We start from the raw sequence: 16,676 nt of genomic DNA, 5'->3' as shown, positions 1-16,676 counted from the left end.
TGGCCGCGGCCGGTGTGTCGGCCATGGATGGCCGATCGAACCGGTCGGCGAGCACCCGGCCGGGGCGCCGACCCCTGCCCGGAGCTCGGCAACCTCGTTCGATCGAACCCGATACCCTTTCGACTCTGCACTAAGATGGTGCAATGCCGCCCCCCACCACCGCGCCCGAGTCCGACGCCCTGACCACCCCGCTGGCCTGGCTCGACCCCGACGGCGCGATTGCGGGCTGCAACCAGGCGTTCGCGCGCTGGCTCGGCGTCGGCGCCCGGCGCTTGCTCGGCCGCCCCGTGTTCGCGCTGGAAGCCGAAACCCCATCGCGCCTCCCTGCCGCCTTCGCCCGCCTCCACAAAGACGCCGCGCCGCTGCGCCTGCGCCGCGTGCACCTGCGCCATCCCGATGCCGACGAACGCTTCGCCGATCTCTGGTTAAGCGCGCGCGAAGGCGGCGGCGTGCTGGTCGAGGCGCACCCGGTCGACGAGTTCCCCGGCGACGACCCGGCGCTGCTGCTACCGGCCGCGCTGGCCGCCTCGCTCAAGGGTCTCGCCCACGAACTGCGCAACCCGCTGGCCGGCCTCAAGGGCGCCGCCCAACTGCTCGCCCGCCGCGTCGAAGGCGACGACTCCAGGGAACTGCTCGGCCTGATCGACGCCGAGGTCGGCCGCCTCGCCGCCCTGCTCGACCAACTGCTGACCCCCGCGCCGCCTCGCCCGCACGCGCCGCTGAACATCCATGCCGTGCTCGAGCGGGTCCTCAGGCTGGCCGAGAGCGACGCCGGCTGGGCGGTCAAGCTGCTACGCGACTACGACCCCAGCCTGCCCGAGTTCCTCGGCGACCCCGACCGCCTGACCCAGGCGCTGTGGAACCTGGTGCGCAATGCGATCGAGGCCGGCGCCGGCAACGTCAGCCTGCGCACCCGCGCCGAACATGGCCTGCGCATCGGCGACGAGGCGCACGCGATGGCGCTGCGACTGGAGATCGTCGACGACGGCCGCGGCGTGCCCGACGCGTTGGCCGAGCGGGTGTTCCTGCCGCTGGTGTCGGGCCGCGCCGAGGGCAGCGGGCTCGGCCTGGCGCTGGCCCAGCAGGTCGCGCGCGAGCATCGTGGCTCGCTGGCATACCGCTCGCGACCGGGCCACACCGTGTTCACCCTGTTGCTGCCGATGACCGTGATCGAAGACGACAGCGAGGCCGCCATCGCAACCGACACGGCGCCGCCGGAGGACGCCGCATGAACATATGGATCGTCGACGACGACCGCGGCGTGCGTTTCGTGCTCGCCACCGCGCTGCGCGACGCCGGCTACCGCGTCGCCGAGTTCGAGCACGCCGCCGCCGCGCTGGCCGCGCTGGCCCGCGACGGCGCCCCCGAGTTGTTGTTCACCGACGTGCGCATGCCCGGCGACGACGGCCTGGCCCTGCTCGACAAGCTCAAGACCCGCGCACCGCAGCTGCCGGTGATCGTGATGAGCGCCTACACCGACATCGCCAGCACCGCCGGCGCGTTCCGCGGCGGCGCCCACGAGTTTTTGTCCAAGCCGTTCGACCTCGACGACGCGGTCGCGCTGGCGGCGCGTACGCTTGCCGGGCGTGACGGCGACGAAGACCCCGCCGCCGCGCCGGCCACCGCCGCCAACGACCCCGAGCCGCTGCTGGTCGGTGCCTCGCCACCGATGCGCGAACTGTTCCGCGCGATCGGCCGGCTCGCGCAGGCGCCGCTGTCGGTGCTCATCACCGGCGAGACCGGCACCGGCAAGGAGCTGGTCGCGCGCGCGCTGCATCGCGAATCACCGCGCGCAGCGCAACCGTTCGTCGCCCTCAACACCGCGGCGATCCCGTCGGAGTTGCTGGAGTCGGAACTGTTCGGCCACGAGGCCGGCGCGTTCACCGGCGCCCACAAGCGCCAGCCCGGGCGCTTCGAGCAGGCCGACCGCGGCACGTTGTTTCTCGACGAGATCGGCGACATGCCGCTGCCGCTGCAGACCCGGCTGCTGCGGGTGCTGGCCGAGAACGAGTTCTTCCGCGTCGGCGGCCGCGAGCTGATCCGGGTCGACGTGCGGGTGGTCGCCGCGACCCACCAGGACCTCGACGCACTGGTCGTCGCCGGCCGATTCCGCGCCGACCTGTTGCACCGGCTCGACGTTGTGCGGCTGCGGCTGCCGCCGCTGCGCGAGCGACTGGCCGATGTCGCGCCGCTGGCCGAGCGTTTCCTCGCGATCGCCGCGCGCAAGTTCGACGCCCCGGCCAAGCGGCTGGCCCCGGCCGCGATCGAGCGCCTGCGCGCGCACGACTGGCCCGGCAACGTGCGCGAGCTGGAGAACCTGTGTTGGCGGTTGGCCGCGCTGGCCCCGGGCGACAACATCCGCCGCGACGATATCGACGCCGCCCTCGGACACCCGCGCGAATCCGCCGCCGCGAGCGTCGGCTGGGACGCGCAGCTGACGACCTGGGCGCGCGCCCAACTCGACGCCGGTGCCGCCGACATCCACGCGCGTGCCCGCGACCGTCTCGACCAGGTGCTGCTGCAGGCCGCTCTCGAGCACACCGGCGGCCGCCGCGCCGCCGCCGCCGCGCGCCTCGGTGTCGGCCGCAATACGTTGACCCGCAAGCTCAAGCCGGGTACTTCATGAGTTCGTCATCGCCGGTGCTTGCGGATTCACCGGTCATGAACCCGCGCGGCGCTACGGTGTCGGCGCGACCCGTCCGACGCCAGTGCGCTGTTGCGCATGATGGGGCTGTTGTAGGAGCGGCTTCAGCCGCGATCGGAAAATCGTTAGCTCGTACCGACTCTCCGGATCGCGGCTGAAGCCGCTCCTACAAAAGCCCGCGGTGAACGCCGTCGAAGTCCGCGCGACCAAATCCTCGTTCCCATCCATGGAGTTCCCCGATGAAAACCGCCCTGCTTGCCACCGCCTGCGCCCTGGCCCTCGCCGCCTGCGCCTCGACCCCGTCCACCGACGCGGGTGCCGAGGCCGGCGCCAGCGCCGCTGCGAGCACCAGCGCGCCCGCCAACCTCGCCACCGAGTCGACCCTGTCGAGCGCCACGGTCAACCTCGCCGCCGCCTCGGGCAGCCTGGTCAGCGGCAAGCTGAGCCTGATGCCGATGGGCGATGGCCTGCACCTGCAGGGCGAGATCGGCGGCTTGGCGCCGGGCAGCACCCACGCGATCCACATCCACGAGACCGGTGATTGCAGCGCCGCCGACGCCAGCAGCGCCGGCGGCCACTTCAACCCGACCGCCGAGGCGCACGGCAAGGTCGACACCCCGACCCACCACGGCGGCGACATGAACAACATCGTCGCCAATGCCGACGGCGTCGCCCAGGTCGACGTCCATGCCAGCGGCCCGGTGCTCGGCGGCGGCGCGGCCAACGACGCGGTCGGCAAGGCGGTGATCGTCCACGCCGATCCCGACGACTACACCAGCCAGCCGTCGGGCAACGCCGGCGCGCGCGTCGCCTGCGGCGTGATCAGCGCCGGCTGATCGCGATGGGCGTCATCACCGCGGCCGGTGCCGCCCGGCCGGACGCGTCGCGATGAACCTGCGCATCCGCGAGGCCCGGCCCGCCGACGCCGACCTGCTGGCGCGCTGGAACCTCGCGATGGCGGAGGAAACCGAGCACAAGGCGCTCGACCCCGGCACCGTGCGCGCCGGGGTCGCGGCCGGCATCGCCGACCCGGCGAAGGCGCGCTACTTCATCGCGATGCGCGAGGCGCTCGCCGCCGGCCGCGAGACCCTGGCCGAACCGGTAGGCACCCTGATGCTGACCCGCGAATGGAGCGACTGGCGCAACGGCGAGTGGTGGTGGATCCAGAGCGTCTACGTCGACGAGAAGCATCGCCGCCAGGGCGTGTTCGCCGCTTTGTACCGCCACGTCGAGCAGCTGGCGCGCGGCAGCGACGGGGTGATCGGCCTGCGCCTGTATGTCGAGCGCGCGAATGCGGATGCGCAGAAGACCTATGCGTCGCTGGGGATGAAGGAGGCGGGTTACCGGATCTACGAAGCGGAGTTCATCAGCGCCCGCGGGTGACATCGCCCGCGGACGCGCAACTACTTCGTGTAGGAGCGACGTCAGTCGCGACCTGTACCACGCCTCCAGCGGGTCGCGACTGACGTCGCTCCTACAATCGAAGTGACCCAGATTTCGGACGTGAGACGCCTCAGCTCAGGGCGTTGCGGTAATCCACATCGCGCTCGCAATGCACGAAGTTCACCGGCACCCCATGCGCGCCGAGTACCGCGGCGATCTGCCGCTGGCGCGCTTCGAAATGCTGGTGCTGGCGCTGCAACCGGTCGCGCGTTTCGGCGCTGTCACAGTCGATCTCGGCCGCATAGCGCGCGTGCCAGGCGGCCGGCGAGAACAGCGCGATTCGCGCCTCGCCATCGACGTAGTGCAGCAACGGTTCCGGTGGCCGGTCCAGCCAGGCTTCGCCATCGGGTTGCAGCAATGCGGTCTCCAGCAACGGCCACAGCGCGGCGAGGCCGGCGTGCTCGTACTGCAGCGCGGTCATCGCGGCGAGGTCGTGCACGGTCAGGTAGCGCGCGTGCTCGACCCGCAGGCCGAACGCGTCCTGCGCCGCCAGCGCGGTGTCGGCGCCGGCCATGCCGCGCTCGATCAGCTCGCGCTCGAACGCGTCGCCGACCCGCGACACCACTTCGGCACTGCCGGTCAGCACGAACGGCAGCAGGCGCAGCGGGCCGCCGGCGTAGTCGGGCGAGGGCGTGAGTGCGCCCGGCAGGCGGCCGTCGTGGGCACCGAAGGCGATGATCCGGCCGTCGGGTCCGCCCATCGCATCGCGCGGGGCGCGCGCGGCCAACTGGTCGAGCTCGCGGTGCAGCGGCCAGCCCGGACGCAACAACTCGACCGGGTCGTACAGGGCGCCGACAGTCACCAGCTCCAGCATCGCCGCCTCGGCGCAGAAGCCGGCGAGATCCCGCGCGACCAGGCCGGCGAGGTCGCCGACCTCGGCCTGGGCGAGGGCCTCGCGGCCGATCGGCGCGTCGCCGTGGAGTTCCAGGGCGAGCGCGCCGAGGACGTGCAGGTCGGGGGCGGTGCCGGAGGTCGCGGTCATGGATTCCCTTGCTGAGGACGCACGCCGAGGATACGCAGGCGTTTGGTCGCTGCGGGGGGCGGCGCTACACTCGGGCCATTATGCCCGCAAGCCCACGCGAGCCCGCGCGGACCGGTCGGCAACCATGAGTCTTGCGAGAGGTGAATCGATGCGTCCAGTCCGTCCCGTCGCCGTGCTCGGCGGAGTGCGAATCCCGTTCTGCCGTCAGAACACCGCCTATGCCGACGTCGGCAACCTCGGCATGTCGGTGCGCACATTGGGGGCGCTGGTCGAGAAATACGGCCTGCACGGGCAGCAGCTCGGCGAGGTGGCGATGGGCGCGGTGATCAAGCATTCGTCCGACTGGAACCTCGGCCGCGAGGCGGCGCTGTCATCCGGGCTGTCGGCGCTGACCCCGGGCATCACCCTGCAGCGCGCCTGCGGCACCTCGCTGGACTCGATCATTACCGTCGGCAACAAGATCGCCACCGGCCAGATCGAGGCCGGCATCGGCGGCGGCAGCGACACCACCTCCGACGTGCCGATCGTCTACGGCAAGTCGCTGCGCCGTCGCCTGCTCGCGGCCAACGCGGCGCGCGATTTCAAGGGCAAGCTGGCGGCATTCAAGGGCTTCTCGCTGGGCGAACTCAAGCCCGACTTCCCCGGCGTCGCCGAGCCGCGCACCGGCAAGTCGATGGGCGACCACTGCGAGGACATGGCCAAGCAGTGGAACATCTCGCGCGACTCGCAGGACGAGTGGGCGCTGTCGTCGCACCTCAAGCTCGCTGCGGCCTACGAGCGCGGGTTCTTCGATGACCTGGTGGTCAGCTTCCGAGGGGTCTCGCGCGACAACAACCTGCGTCCCGACAGCAGCCTGGAAAAGCTGGCGACGCTGAAGCCGGCGTTCGACAAGACCTCCGGCCGCGGCACCCTGACCGCGGCCAACTCGACCCCGCTAACCGACGGCGCCGCCGCCTGCCTGCTGGCGTCCGACGAGTGGGCGCAGGCGCACGGCCACGAACCGCTGTGCTACCTGCGCGATGCCCAGGTCGCGGCGGTCGACTTCGTCCACGGCGAAGGGCTGCTGATGGCGCCGACCGTGGCGGTGCCGCAGATGCTCGCGCGCAACGGCTTGAGCCTGCAGGACTTCGACTTCTACGAGATCCACGAGGCATTCGCCGCGCAGGTGCTGTGCACGTTGCGGGCGTGGGAGAGCGAGGAGTACTGCAAGACCCGGCTCGGGCTGGACGCGCCGCTGGGGCGGATCGATCCGGACAAGATCAACGTCAACGGCTCGTCGCTGGCGACCGGCCACCCGTTCGCGGCGACCGGCGCGCGGCTGGTCGCGACCGCGGCCAAGGAGCTCAAGGCGCGCGGCGGTGGCCGCTGCCTGATCTCGATCTGCACCGCCGGCGGGATGGGCGTGGTGGCGATCCTGGAGCGTTGAGGTGGATCGGCCATGCCCGGGGATGATGTCCGGGCGTTTGTCCGACTGGACTTCCTGCGGTCGTAGGAGCGGCTTCGGCCGCGATCGGCAATCGTTCGCCCGCGCCGCTTCTGGATCGCGGCTGAAGCCGCTCCTACAGGTTCGACATCTGCGTGATTCGTGACAACGCGTTCGACGACGCCGCGGCGCGATGTCAGTGGGTCGCGACTCACGTCGCTCCTACATCAGGGCCGCGCGTGCGTACCGTTACTCCCGCAGTCGCGGCATGCCGTGTTCGTCGCGTTCCTCGGTCACGGCCTGATCGTAGATCCGTGCGCGCAGGTCGCGGCCGGGCAGGTCGGTGATCGCCTCGCCGCGGGTCGCGCGCAGGGCGTTGGCGTAGCTCAGTCGCGCGCGCGGCTCGTCGCCGGCCTGGGCGAAACCGTGGCCGAGTTCTTCCCAGGCCTCGGCGTTGGCGCCTTGGGCAAGGGCGCGGTGCAGGTAGGTTTCCGCCTGCGGCCACTGGCCCTGGGCGCGGCTGAGCCGGGCCAGGCTCAGCAGCAGGCCGGGGCTGGCCGGGTGGGCGTCGAGCCAAGCCTCGGCGCGTTGGCGGCGGGCGTCGATCCGGCCGATCGGCAGGCGTCCGTACAGCGCGGCCAGCGATTCGTCCCAGCGACTATCGAGTGCCTGCTCCACGCTCTTGGCCGAGGCTTCCTCCCAGCGCAGCGCGGCGGCGCGTTCGGCGTAAGCAGCGACCGCGGCCGGTTCGCTGCGCAGCGGCTTGGGCAGTGCCTCCCAGCGGTCGGCCAGCACGTTGGCGTCGCCGGCCTCGCGCAGCGCCGCTTCGGCCCATTGCGCTTCCAGCACGTCGAGCCGGCCCGCCGGCGCCGCCTGTTGCTGGCGCATCGGCCCGAGCAGGCCGTAGGCCTCGCCGCTGCGACCGCTCGCGGCCAGCGCCTGGGCGCGCAACCACAGGCCGCGTGGCGGCAGCGGCTGGACGTTGGCGCCATCGAGCGCGGCGAGGGCTTCGTCCGGACGGTCCCGGGCCATCGCCAGCTCGGCCGCGGCCAATGCACGACTCGCCGGGTGGCTGGCGGCCAGCGCATCGAGATGGGCGTTGGCGGCGACCTCTTCGCCGCGCGAGGCGGCAGCGCGGGCGGCACCGACCCAGGCCAGCGTGGCGATGCCGTCGTCCTCGGCGCCCGGTTCGCGCGCGGCGGCTTCCAGCAGTTTCTCCGCGCGCGCCCACTGGCCCTGGTCGAGCGCGTCGAGGCCATCGGTGAGCTTGGCCCGCGCGGCCTTCTTGCGACGCCGGCGCAGGGCGATGAACGGCAGGCTCAACATCTTCCAGACCAGCCACAGCGCGAGCAGCGCACCGATCCCGACCAGCAGCGCGGCGGCGAGGGTGGTGGTGTAGCGGGTGCCGCGGTAGTCGACCGTCAGCACGCCGGGATCCTGCACCAGCAGCTGCGCGATCAGCGCGCCGACCAGCACCAGTACCAGCAGCAACAGCACGTTGCGGAAAAGGTTCATCGTCAGGACTCCCGGCGCGTCGCGCGCGACTCACGCAATTGCCGCAGTGTGGTGCCGAGGGGCGGAAGCGAAAGTGAAAGCGGCAGCGATGCGATTTCGCGCAGCTGCCGGCGCTGGCGTTCGCGTTCGTCCGAGGGCGGCAGCAACCGGGTCAGCCAGGCATCGGCGCGCGCGAGCGCGGCGCGGTAGCCGTCGACGTCGCGGCGCTCGGCGGCGGCGCGGGCCAGGCTGATCTCCAGTTGCAGGCCGGCGCGCGCGGCGGCGATGTCGGCCGGTTGCACCGCGACCGCGCGGTCGGTCGGTTGCACCTCGACGATGGCGGCGAACGCGCGGCGCCACCACGGCTGCCCGTTCGATTGCGCCGCGTCGTGACGCGGTACCGGCGCCGCGCTGGCGACGGTCGCGGCGAACGTGGCCAGCCGCGCCAGTGCCTGCGCCCGCGGTTCGACCTCGATCGCCTCGAGCGCGGCGCGCTCCTGGCCCAGGCTCTGGCGCAGGCTGAGGTAGGTCGGATCGTCGACCCCGGCCAACACCCCGGCAGCCAAGGCGTAGGCGCGCCGTGCGCCGTCGAGGTCGCCGGCGACCAGCAGGCGCTGCTGGCCGAGCGACAGCAGCAACTCGGTCTCGTCCAGCCGCAAGGCCTGGGCGCCGTGGCGGTCGGGATCGGCGAAGCGGGCGAAACTGTCCTCGATGATCGCCGAGCGCTCGCCCAGGCCCAGCAGTTCGTCGCGCAGCACCCGGTTGGTGGCGTCGGCCTGCTGCAGGCGCTGCGCCTGCGCGCGCTGGTCACGGCGCAACGCGGCGACCCGTTCACTGAGCGCGTCCAGTTGCATCGTCGCATCGGCGTCGCTGGCGGCCTGGCGCGCCTGCCACCACTGCCAGCCGTACCAGCCGGCCGCCGCGACGAGCAGTAGCACCACAAGCAAGGACAGCAGCCACGCCGACAGGCGGCTGCGGCGACGGGGGCTCGGATCGGGGGTCGCGGACACGGCGGAAAACCGGTGGGATGAAGTGTCGCCATGCTACCGGATGCGCCATCCGGCCCGGCGCCGGCAGTGGCTCAGCGCAGCAACGTGGCGACGGTTTCGACCAGCGTTGCCGGACGCGCGTCGGCGCCGCGGTGGCGCTGTTCGAAGCCCAGCGTGGCGGCCAGGTCGAGCAGGCGATCGCTGGCGCCGACTACCGGCAGCGCACGCAAGCGCGCGGCGATGTCACCGGGCACCGCAGCCAACACCAGTTGCAGCGCCTCGCCACTCGACAGCGCGATCGCCGCCGGCCGCGACAACCCGCGCAGCGCAGCCAATGTGCGCGGCGCGGGCGGCACCGGCACGCGCTGGTACACGTCGGCGCGACGGACCTCGGCGCCGCGTGCGCGCAACGCCGGCACCAGCGTGCCGCGGCCGCCGGGGGCGGTGAGCAGGCCGATCGCCTCGCCGTCGAATCGCTGCAGGCCGGGCAGCGCCAGCAGGCCTTCGCTGTCCATCCGCTTCGGCGCAGTAACGTTGCCCACGCCAGCACGCCGCAATGCCGTCGCGGTACCGGCGCCGACCGCGAACCAGCGTTGGCCGTCGCGCTCCCGCAAGGGTCGCAACGTGCTTGCCGCACGCACCGCGGCCGGGCTGGTCACCAACACCCGCGGCGCTACCAGCGCGGAATCGAGGTCGGCGCGGCTGGCATCGTCGTCGCGCAATTGCAGCGCCCACGGCGACAGCGCGATCACCGCGCCGCCGTGGCGCGCCGCCGCACGCCGCATCGGCGCGTGCTGGCCGCGGGGCCGCAGCGAGATCACGTACCATTCCGGTGCAGTGGCGGTCGACATCGCCCCAGCATAGCGGCGCCGCGCGCGCGCCCTCCAGCCAAGGTCGAACATGCCCCACAGCGACGCCCTGCAACGCCTGCTCCAGCATTACCGCTCGATGCCGCCGGTGGCCGTGATGGGCCTGAGCATCGCCGACTACGACGGCCAGCGCCTGCAACTGCACGCGCCGCTGGCGCGCCACGTCAACGACAAGGGCTGCGCGTTCGGCGGCAGCCTCGCCTCGATGATGACGCTGGCCTCGTGGGGGCTGGTGTCGCTGCAACTGGATGCCGCCGATATCGATGCCGACGTGTTCGTCGCCGACAGCCAGGTCCGCTATCTCGCGCCGCTGTTCGGCGACCTCGAGGTCAGCGCCAGCCTTGCCGAGGGCGAGGACTGGGCCGACTTCATCAAGACCCTGCGCCAGCGCGGCCGTGCCCGCACCCACCTGGTCGCGCGGGTGCCGCTGGCCGACGGCCGTCCCGCGACCACGTTTACCGCGCGCTACGTCGCCATCGCCAAGTGAGGCAACGGTCGCCCGTATCTTGCCGCTGACCGGTACGATGGCCGCTTCGCCACCGTCCCGGAGCGCGCCAATGCGCCTGACCGCCCTGATCCTGATGTGCCTGCTCGCACTGGCCGGCTGTGCCAACTCCAGCCCGGCCGCCAACGCGCTCGACGAATCCCAGTACGCCTGGTCCGGGGCGATCCGCTGGGGCGACTTCGGCGGCGCGCTCAACCTGGTCGACCCCAAGGTGCGCCAGGCCGATCCGCTGACCGACCTGGAGCGCAAGCGCTACGAGCAGATCAAGATCTCGTCCTATCGCGACGTCGGCGCCGACCGCAACATCAAGGCCGGCACCGCGGTACGCAGCATCGAGATCGGGGTGGTCAACCAGCACACCATGGAGCAGCGCCAGGTCCGCTACCAGGAAGTCTGGCGCTGGGACGAGGCGGCCAAGGTCTGGTGGAACACCAGCGGCCTGCCGGACCTGTGGGCCGGCCAATAGCGGCCCGCGCATGAGCGGCGCGCCGCTTTCTGCGACAATCGCCGCCCCGTTTGCCGCTGTCGTGATGCCGTGACCCTCGATGAACTGCTGGCCTTCGCCGGCCGCCACCCGTACCTTTCGCTGGGCCTGGTGGGCCTGACCCTGGCGATCGCCTACACCGAAGTGATGCGCCTGTTCCGCGGCTACAAGGCGCTGCGCCCGGCCGAGCTGACCGGCCTGATCAATCGCGACAACGCGCTGGTGATCGATCTGTCGGCCAGCGCCGACTTCGAGAAGGGCCACATCGCCGGCAGCAAGTCGGTCCAGCCCAGCCAGTTCGATCCCGAAAACAAGCTGCTGTCGGCGGCCAAGGCGCTGCCGGTGGTGGTCACCTGCCGCAACGGCCACGCCTCGGCCGACGCCGCCAAGCGCCTGAAGAAGGCCGGCTTCGAGCACGTCCATTGGCTCGAAGGCGGCATCCAGGCCTGGCAGCAGGCCGACCTGCCGCTGGTGAAGGGTCGCCGCTGACGACAAACCTTGCAACGCCCGTGATCGCCCCCCATGCCTGAACCCGGGGGCACGGTTTCACGCGTGCCATACTTGATTTTTGACCGCCTTACGCTGGAGTTCGAGATGTCCGAAGAAAACCTCAACGGTGCTGCCGCGCCGTCCGCCGACGCTGCCGCCGCCACCGGCCCGGTGTTCACGGTCGACAAGATCTACACCAAGGACGTTTCGTTCGAAGTCCCGGCCGGCCCGGCGGCGTTCAGCGAACAGACCCAGCCGCAGTTGCAGATGAACCTCAACCAGAGCGTGCAGCGCCTCAACGGCGACGCCTACGAGATCACCCTCGGCGTCACCCTGACCTGCAACGCCGCCGACAAGGCGCTGTACCTGGTCGAGGTCAAGCAGGCCGGCGTGTTCACCATGAGCGGCTTCGAGCCGGCGCAGCTCGACAACCTGCTCGGCACCCATTGCCCGTCGGTGCTGTACCCGTACGTGCGCCAGCTGATCAGCAGCCTGGTCCAGTCCGGCGGCTTCCCGCCGTTCTTCCTGCAGCCGATCAACTTCGACGCGCTGTACACCGAAGGCCTGCGCCAGCGCGCGGCGAAGCAGGCCGAGGGCCTGACGTCCGACGCCGAGACCGCCGGCAACGCCTGACCGGTCGCGCATGCACGCCCAATCGGACGCCCCTGCCGTGACCAATGTCGCGGTGCTCGGGGCCGGCTCCTGGGGCTCCGCGCTCGCCGCCCTGATCGCCCGCCACGGCCACCGCACGGTGCTGTGGGGGCGAGACGCCGCGGCGATCGCGATGATCGACCAGGGCCAGCACAACACCCGCTACCTGCCCGACATCGCCCTGCCCGACACCCTGCGCGCGACCACCGACCTGACGGCCGCGCTGGACGGCGCCGACCTCGTGCTGGTGGTGGTGCCGTCGCACGCGTTCGCCGACACCCTGCGCGCGCTCGCGCCGCACCGCCCGGCCGCGGCCGGGGTGGCGTGGGCGACCAAGGGCTTCGAGCCCGGCAGCGGCCGCTTCCTGCACGAGGTTGCCGCCGAGGTACTGGGCGACGGCGTGCCGCTGGCGGTGGTCACCGGGCCGTCGTTCGCCAAGGAAGTCGCGATCGGCCTGCCGACCGCGCTGACCGTGCATTCCGACACGCCCGAGTTCGCCCAGACCGTGGCCGACGTCCTGCACGGCCCGAGCTTCCGCGCCTATACCGGCGACGACATGCTCGGCGCCGAGCTCGGCGGCGCGATGAAGAACGTGCTGGCGGTGGCGACCGGCGTCGCCGACGGCATGCAGCTCGGGCTCAACGCCCGCGCCGGCCTGATCACCCGCGGCCTCAACGAGATGCTGCGACTCAACCGCGCCCTTGGCGGCCGGCCCGAGACCCTGATGGGGTTGGCCGGGCTCGGCGACCTGGTGCTGACCTGCACCGGCGACCTCTCGCGCAACCGCCGGCTCGGCCTCGCGCTGGGACAGGGGCAGGGCATCGACGAGGCGGTCCGCGCGATCGGCCAGGTGGTCGAGTCGGTACAGACCGCCGACGAGGTCATGCGACTGGCTCGCCGCCACGACGTCGAGCTGCCGATCGCCGAGGCGGTGCACTCGGTGCTGCACGGCGAGATCACCCCGGGCGAAGGCCTGCGCCAGCTGATGGCGCGCGAGCAGAAGGCCGAATACCCGAGCGCGTTGCTGGGCTAGCGCGTTCCCGGCAAGGCCCTTGTAGGAGCGGCTTCAGCCGCGATCTGAAACCGTTCGCCGGCGCCGACTCCCGATCGCGGCTGAAGCCGCTCCTACAAAAGCCGCTGGGTCTTTTAACAAAAAACCCGGCCGAAGCCGGGTTTTTCGTTGTCGCCGACAATCGCGCGATCAGAAGCTCGCGCGCACGCCGATCAGGTACTTGGTGGTGTCGACGTCCTCGAGCAGCTCGCCGCTCTCGGCCTCGACGAACACGCCCCAGTTCTGGTTGAACTTGACCTGGGCGCCGATCAGCGCCGAGAACGAACCGTCGAAGTCGCCGCCGTCGTTGTAGCTGGCCTTCGCCCAACCCTCGACGCGATCGGCCAGCAGGCCGCGCAGGCCGATGCTGAGGCGGCCGCCATCGATGGAGTCCGAGCCGCTGACACCCAGCACGTTGGTGACCTCCAAGTCGTAGCGGACATAGCCCAGCTCGGCGATGAAGTCGGCGCGCTCGCCGAGATCGGAGCGCAGGCCCACGCCGACTTGGCTTTCTTCCAGCTCGATGTCGAAGTCGTCGGCTTCCACACTGGCGTAGCCGCCATGCAGGTAGATGTGTTCGGCTACGGCTGCCGAGGCGCGCAGCTGGAAGCCGTCGGCGGCCTCCTCGCTTTCGACGTCCATCCGGGCGTAACCAGCCTCGACATAGGTGTAATCAACGCCGCCGGCGCTGGCGCCGAACGAGGCGGCGGCCAGCATGGCGGCCAGTGCGATCTGCTTGTTCATGAATTCCTGTTCCTTGGGTTGTCGTGCGGCCCGTCTCGCGGGCGGCGGCGAACTTTAACGAAACATTCACGAGTAAACAAACCGCGCGCACAAAAAAAGCCCGGCCGGAGCCGGGCTTCGATCGCGACGATCAGGGGAGAGAGAGGGTCGCGGGTACTGCGGTGCTGCGGTGTCGACTTAGAACGTGACGCGCGGGCCGACGAAGTACTGGGTCGCGCCGTCGACGAACTTGACGTCGCCGGTGATGCCCCACATCGGGTTGAACTTCACCTGCGCGCCGACGCGACCGTAGAAGTCGCCGTCGTAGTCGCTGCCGTCCTCGTAACCGGCCAGCGCGTAGCCTTCCAGGCTCTGGGTCAGCGCGCCGCGCACGCCGGCCTCGACGCTGTAGCCGTCGAAGGAGTTGTCGAACTCGTCCTCGGAACGCTCGTAGGCGACGCGGGTCAGCAGGTCGGCACGCGGCGAGATCTCGTGGTTGTAACCCAGGCCGAGGCGCATCTGGTCGATGTCGACGCCTTCGAAGCGGGTCGGGCCGACCACGAAATCATCGGTCTTCTGTCCGGAGTAACCGCCGAACACGTGGAAGTTCGGGGCGATCGCGCCGGAACCGTTGATCGCCCAGCCGTCGGCGTCGAGATTGCTGTCGGTCTCGGTGGCGATGTAACCGCCTTCGACGTAGTTGTAGGAGATGCCGTCGGCAGCCGACGCCATGAACGGGGTGGCGGCAAGCAGGGTCAGGGCAAGCAGTGACTTCTTCATAAGGTCTGGGCCTCTCTTTTGATGGGGCCGGGCCGCGGTAGCTTGCCTATCGGGGGAGGCACGACGGTCCGGCCATCGCAGTATCCGGCGGGCGACCCAATCGCAACTGAATTGTGTACTTCGAAGTTCAGGAACTACATGTCCCATTCAGGGTCGCGTCGGGGCGACCGCGGCGCTGGATGCGGCGCGCGGGTCGGCGATGAACCCGAGGATCGCCGGCAGCATCGCCGGCACCCGCTGCGGGTCGTACAGGCCGGCCAGCGGCGCGCTGTGGCCGGCGTCGGGCAACAGCAGCAGTCGCGCCGGGACGTCGTGCGCGCGCAACGCTTCGGACATCGCCACGCTGTCGGCGCTTTCCACCACCCGGTCGTCGCGGCCGTGGACCAGCAGGAACGGCGGCTCGTCGCCATCGACGAAGTTCAGTGGTTGCGCCTGCGGCCACTGCGACGGGGCGCCGAAAACCTGCTCGAGCTTGCCGGTGATCGCGAAGTCGTATGGCCCGGCCAGGCCGATCACTCCCGCCAGCGCATCGACCTCTACGCCGCGACGTTGCAGATAGCGACCGTCGGTGGCCAGCAGCGCGGCGATCTGGGCACCGGCGGAGTGGCCGGCGAGGAATATCCGCTCGCGATCGCCGCCCCATTGCGCGGCGTGGTCGAAGGTCCAGCGCACCGCCCGCGCGGCATCGTCGATAAAAGCCGGGAAACCGGCCCGCGGCATGGTGCGGTAGTCGGCGACGATCGCCAGGATGCCGTTGGCGGCAAGCCGCTGGCCGACGAAGCGGTACTGCGCGCGTTCGCCGCGCTGCCAACTGCCGCCGTAGAAAAACACCACCACCGGCGCCGGCGTGGCGGCCGGGCGTGTCGGCCGGTAGATGTCCAGCGCCAACCCGAGTTCGGGAGCGAATACGACCGTGCTTTCCGGCGGCGGCAGGCCGCGGTTGAGGAAGCCGAACAGCGCGCGCTCGCAACCGCTGCCCAGCAGCACGGCCAGCGACAACAGCGCCGCGCGGAAGAAGCGGGTCGGAGTCGGCGGCGCTGGTGGCACGGGCGTCCCGGGTCGGTGCGCCATCGGCGCGATGGCGGACATACGGCGGCACCGCCCGTGCGGATGCATTGCATCCGCCGCGGCGCTGCAATCGTAATTCGGGGCAACAGGGGATCCGGTCGAATCCATGAACGCCACCGCCGCGAACCGCACCGTCGCCGCCGCGACCTCCGTCGCATCGCGACCGGCACCCAGGAGTCCGGGCGCGGCGCGGCGCCTGCGCCGGTGGCTGCTGCTGTTGGGCGTCGGACTGCTCCTGCTCGGCACGCGCGAGGCGGCGGCGCTGGACCGCTACGAGGGGCTGGCCTACGCCGCGGACGACGGCGAGCTGGCCTACCGCGAGATCCACTGGCGCTACCAGGACCGCGGACGACCGGCGCGGCTGGTGGTCTACCGGTGCCCGAACGGCCAGCCGTTCGCGCGCAAACGGGTGTGGGCGACCGCCAGCGCCACTGCCCCGAACTTCGAGTTCGTCGATGGTCGCGATGGCTACCGCGAAGGCGTGCGCGGCGTCGGCGCGCGGCGGCAGGTCTACTGGCAGGCCCAGCGGGACGACCCTGTCGCACAGCGCACGCTCGACTTCGGCGCGAATGCGGTGGTCGACGCCGGCTTCGACGCGCTGGTACACGAACAGTGGACCGCGTTGCGTGCCGGCGATGCCGTCGAGGCCGCGTTCCTGTTGCCGAGCCGGCAGGACTTCCTTGCGGTCGGCATCGAACGGATCGGCGGCGACGACGCGCGCACCCGCCTGCGCATGTCGCTGGACGCGTGGTACGGCTTCGTCGCCCCGCAGACCGAGCTGGTGTATCGCAACCGCGACCGCTGGCTGCTGCAGTTCGAGGGCATCGGCAGCATCCGCGACGCCGACGGCGACCACCTGCCGGTGCGCATAGAGTTCCCGCCGGGGCGGCTGACCGACGAGGTCGGCCGCGCCGATCTGGAGACCGCCGCAACCCTGCCGCTGGTTGACCGCTGCGATGGTTGACACGACCCCCGGCGTCGCGCCCCGCGCGCGCCGCGCATTGCTTCGTGGCCATGCGGCGTGGCATAACCGGTGCCCGGGGCGTCCGCGCGCCCGATCCGATTCACCACGACGAGGCTG

General features: G+C 71.3%; 18 protein-coding genes. 11 read left to right on the top strand and 7 right to left on the bottom strand.

All coding sequences use genetic code 11. From position 1 onward, the window contains the following. Positions 1 to 143 precede the first annotated feature (143 nt). From SNE34_RS07080 to SNE34_RS07065, 4 genes are all read left to right on the top strand, one after another. Positions 144 to 1,232, top strand: a complete 1,089-nt coding sequence (locus tag SNE34_RS07080) for a two-component system sensor histidine kinase NtrB (protein ID WP_332616071.1) — start codon at positions 144 to 146, stop codon at positions 1,230 to 1,232. Continuing rightward, on the top strand, positions 1,229 to 2,626 hold the full coding sequence (gene ntrC / locus SNE34_RS07075; RefSeq protein ID WP_332616069.1) for a nitrogen regulation protein NR(I): 1,398 nt from the start codon (positions 1,229 to 1,231) through the stop codon (positions 2,624 to 2,626). The genes SNE34_RS07080 and ntrC overlap by 4 nt, the downstream gene beginning before the upstream one ends. Positions 2,627 to 2,883: 257 nt before the next feature. After that, on the top strand, positions 2,884 to 3,480 hold the full coding sequence (locus SNE34_RS07070; protein WP_332616068.1) for a superoxide dismutase family protein: 597 nt from the start codon (positions 2,884 to 2,886) through the stop codon (positions 3,478 to 3,480). 52 nt (positions 3,481 to 3,532) lie between these two features. Continuing rightward, positions 3,533 to 4,027, top strand: a complete 495-nt coding sequence (locus SNE34_RS07065; RefSeq protein WP_332616065.1) for a GNAT family N-acetyltransferase — start codon at positions 3,533 to 3,535, stop codon at positions 4,025 to 4,027. A gap of 130 nt (positions 4,028 to 4,157) precedes the next feature. Here the strand turns inward: SNE34_RS07065 and SNE34_RS07060 are convergent, their stop codons facing one another. Next, on the bottom strand, positions 4,158 to 5,069 hold the full coding sequence (locus SNE34_RS07060; RefSeq protein WP_332616063.1) for a hypothetical protein: 912 nt from the start codon (positions 5,067 to 5,069) through the stop codon (positions 4,158 to 4,160). Between the two features lie 148 nt (positions 5,070 to 5,217). Here SNE34_RS07060 and SNE34_RS07055 point away from each other — a divergent pair, with 148 nt between their 5' ends. Further along, positions 5,218 to 6,495 carry an acetyl-CoA C-acetyltransferase gene (locus tag SNE34_RS07055; RefSeq protein WP_332616062.1) on the top strand — a complete coding sequence of 426 codons (1,278 nt, stop codon included), beginning with the start codon at positions 5,218 to 5,220 and terminating at the stop codon, positions 6,493 to 6,495. Between the two features lie 246 nt (positions 6,496 to 6,741). Here the strand turns inward: SNE34_RS07055 and SNE34_RS07050 are convergent, their stop codons facing one another. The 3 genes from SNE34_RS07050 to SNE34_RS07040 form a co-directional block, all read right to left on the bottom strand. Next, positions 6,742 to 8,007 (bottom strand): heme biosynthesis HemY N-terminal domain-containing protein, encoded by a 1,266-nt coding sequence (locus SNE34_RS07050; protein WP_332616060.1) that lies wholly within the window; start codon positions 8,005 to 8,007, stop codon positions 6,742 to 6,744. 2 nt (positions 8,008 to 8,009) lie between these two features. Beyond that, positions 8,010 to 8,996: a uroporphyrinogen-III C-methyltransferase gene (locus SNE34_RS07045; protein WP_332616058.1), complete on the bottom strand. Its 987-nt coding sequence runs from the start codon at positions 8,994 to 8,996 to the stop codon at positions 8,010 to 8,012. A gap of 71 nt (positions 8,997 to 9,067) precedes the next feature. After that, a complete protein-coding gene (locus SNE34_RS07040) occupies positions 9,068 to 9,826 on the bottom strand; it encodes a uroporphyrinogen-III synthase (protein ID WP_332616056.1) in 759 nt (252 codons plus the stop codon). Between the two features lie 49 nt (positions 9,827 to 9,875). On the opposite strand from SNE34_RS07040, the gene SNE34_RS07035 reads away from it, so the two are divergent. From SNE34_RS07035 to SNE34_RS07015, 5 genes are all read left to right on the top strand, one after another. Then, on the top strand, positions 9,876 to 10,331 hold the full coding sequence (locus SNE34_RS07035; protein ID WP_332616054.1) for a YiiD C-terminal domain-containing protein: 456 nt from the start codon (positions 9,876 to 9,878) through the stop codon (positions 10,329 to 10,331). 70 nt (positions 10,332 to 10,401) lie between these two features. Further along, a complete protein-coding gene (locus tag SNE34_RS07030) occupies positions 10,402 to 10,815 on the top strand; it encodes a hypothetical protein (RefSeq protein WP_332616052.1) in 414 nt (137 codons plus the stop codon). A 69-nt stretch (positions 10,816 to 10,884) separates the two neighbouring features. After that, positions 10,885 to 11,322, top strand: coding sequence for a rhodanese-like domain-containing protein (locus tag SNE34_RS07025; RefSeq protein ID WP_332616050.1), 438 nt, complete (start codon positions 10,885 to 10,887; stop codon positions 11,320 to 11,322). Between the two features lie 105 nt (positions 11,323 to 11,427). Further along, complete coding sequence (gene secB, locus SNE34_RS07020) at positions 11,428 to 11,955, top strand: protein-export chaperone SecB (RefSeq protein WP_332616048.1); 528 nt, start codon at positions 11,428 to 11,430, stop codon at positions 11,953 to 11,955. Positions 11,956 to 11,965: 10 nt separating this feature from the next. Continuing rightward, the gene (locus tag SNE34_RS07015) at positions 11,966 to 13,006 is read left to right on the top strand and encodes an NAD(P)H-dependent glycerol-3-phosphate dehydrogenase (protein ID WP_332616046.1); all 1,041 of its coding nucleotides are present in this window, start codon (positions 11,966 to 11,968) and stop codon (positions 13,004 to 13,006) included. Between the two features lie 168 nt (positions 13,007 to 13,174). Here the strand turns inward: SNE34_RS07015 and SNE34_RS07010 are convergent, their stop codons facing one another. The 3 genes from SNE34_RS07010 to SNE34_RS07000 form a co-directional block, all read right to left on the bottom strand. After that, positions 13,175 to 13,768 (bottom strand): hypothetical protein, encoded by a 594-nt coding sequence (locus SNE34_RS07010; protein WP_332616043.1) that lies wholly within the window; start codon positions 13,766 to 13,768, stop codon positions 13,175 to 13,177. Positions 13,769 to 13,945: 177 nt separating this feature from the next. Continuing rightward, positions 13,946 to 14,527 carry an outer membrane beta-barrel protein gene (locus SNE34_RS07005; protein WP_332616041.1) on the bottom strand — a complete coding sequence of 194 codons (582 nt, stop codon included), beginning with the start codon at positions 14,525 to 14,527 and terminating at the stop codon, positions 13,946 to 13,948. 147 nt (positions 14,528 to 14,674) lie between these two features. Continuing rightward, complete coding sequence (locus tag SNE34_RS07000; RefSeq protein ID WP_332616039.1) at positions 14,675 to 15,574, bottom strand: alpha/beta hydrolase; 900 nt, start codon at positions 15,572 to 15,574, stop codon at positions 14,675 to 14,677. 127 nt (positions 15,575 to 15,701) lie between these two features. Here SNE34_RS07000 and SNE34_RS06995 point away from each other — a divergent pair, with 127 nt between their 5' ends. Continuing rightward, a complete protein-coding gene (locus tag SNE34_RS06995; protein ID WP_332616036.1) occupies positions 15,702 to 16,559 on the top strand; it encodes a hypothetical protein in 858 nt (285 codons plus the stop codon). Positions 16,560 to 16,676 lie beyond the last annotated feature (117 nt).

The organism is Novilysobacter erysipheiresistens, from assembly GCF_036663935.1.
Taxonomy (GTDB): Bacteria; Pseudomonadota; Gammaproteobacteria; order Xanthomonadales; family Xanthomonadaceae; genus Novilysobacter; species Novilysobacter erysipheiresistens.
This window is presented reverse-complemented; position numbering and strand designations above follow the sequence as displayed.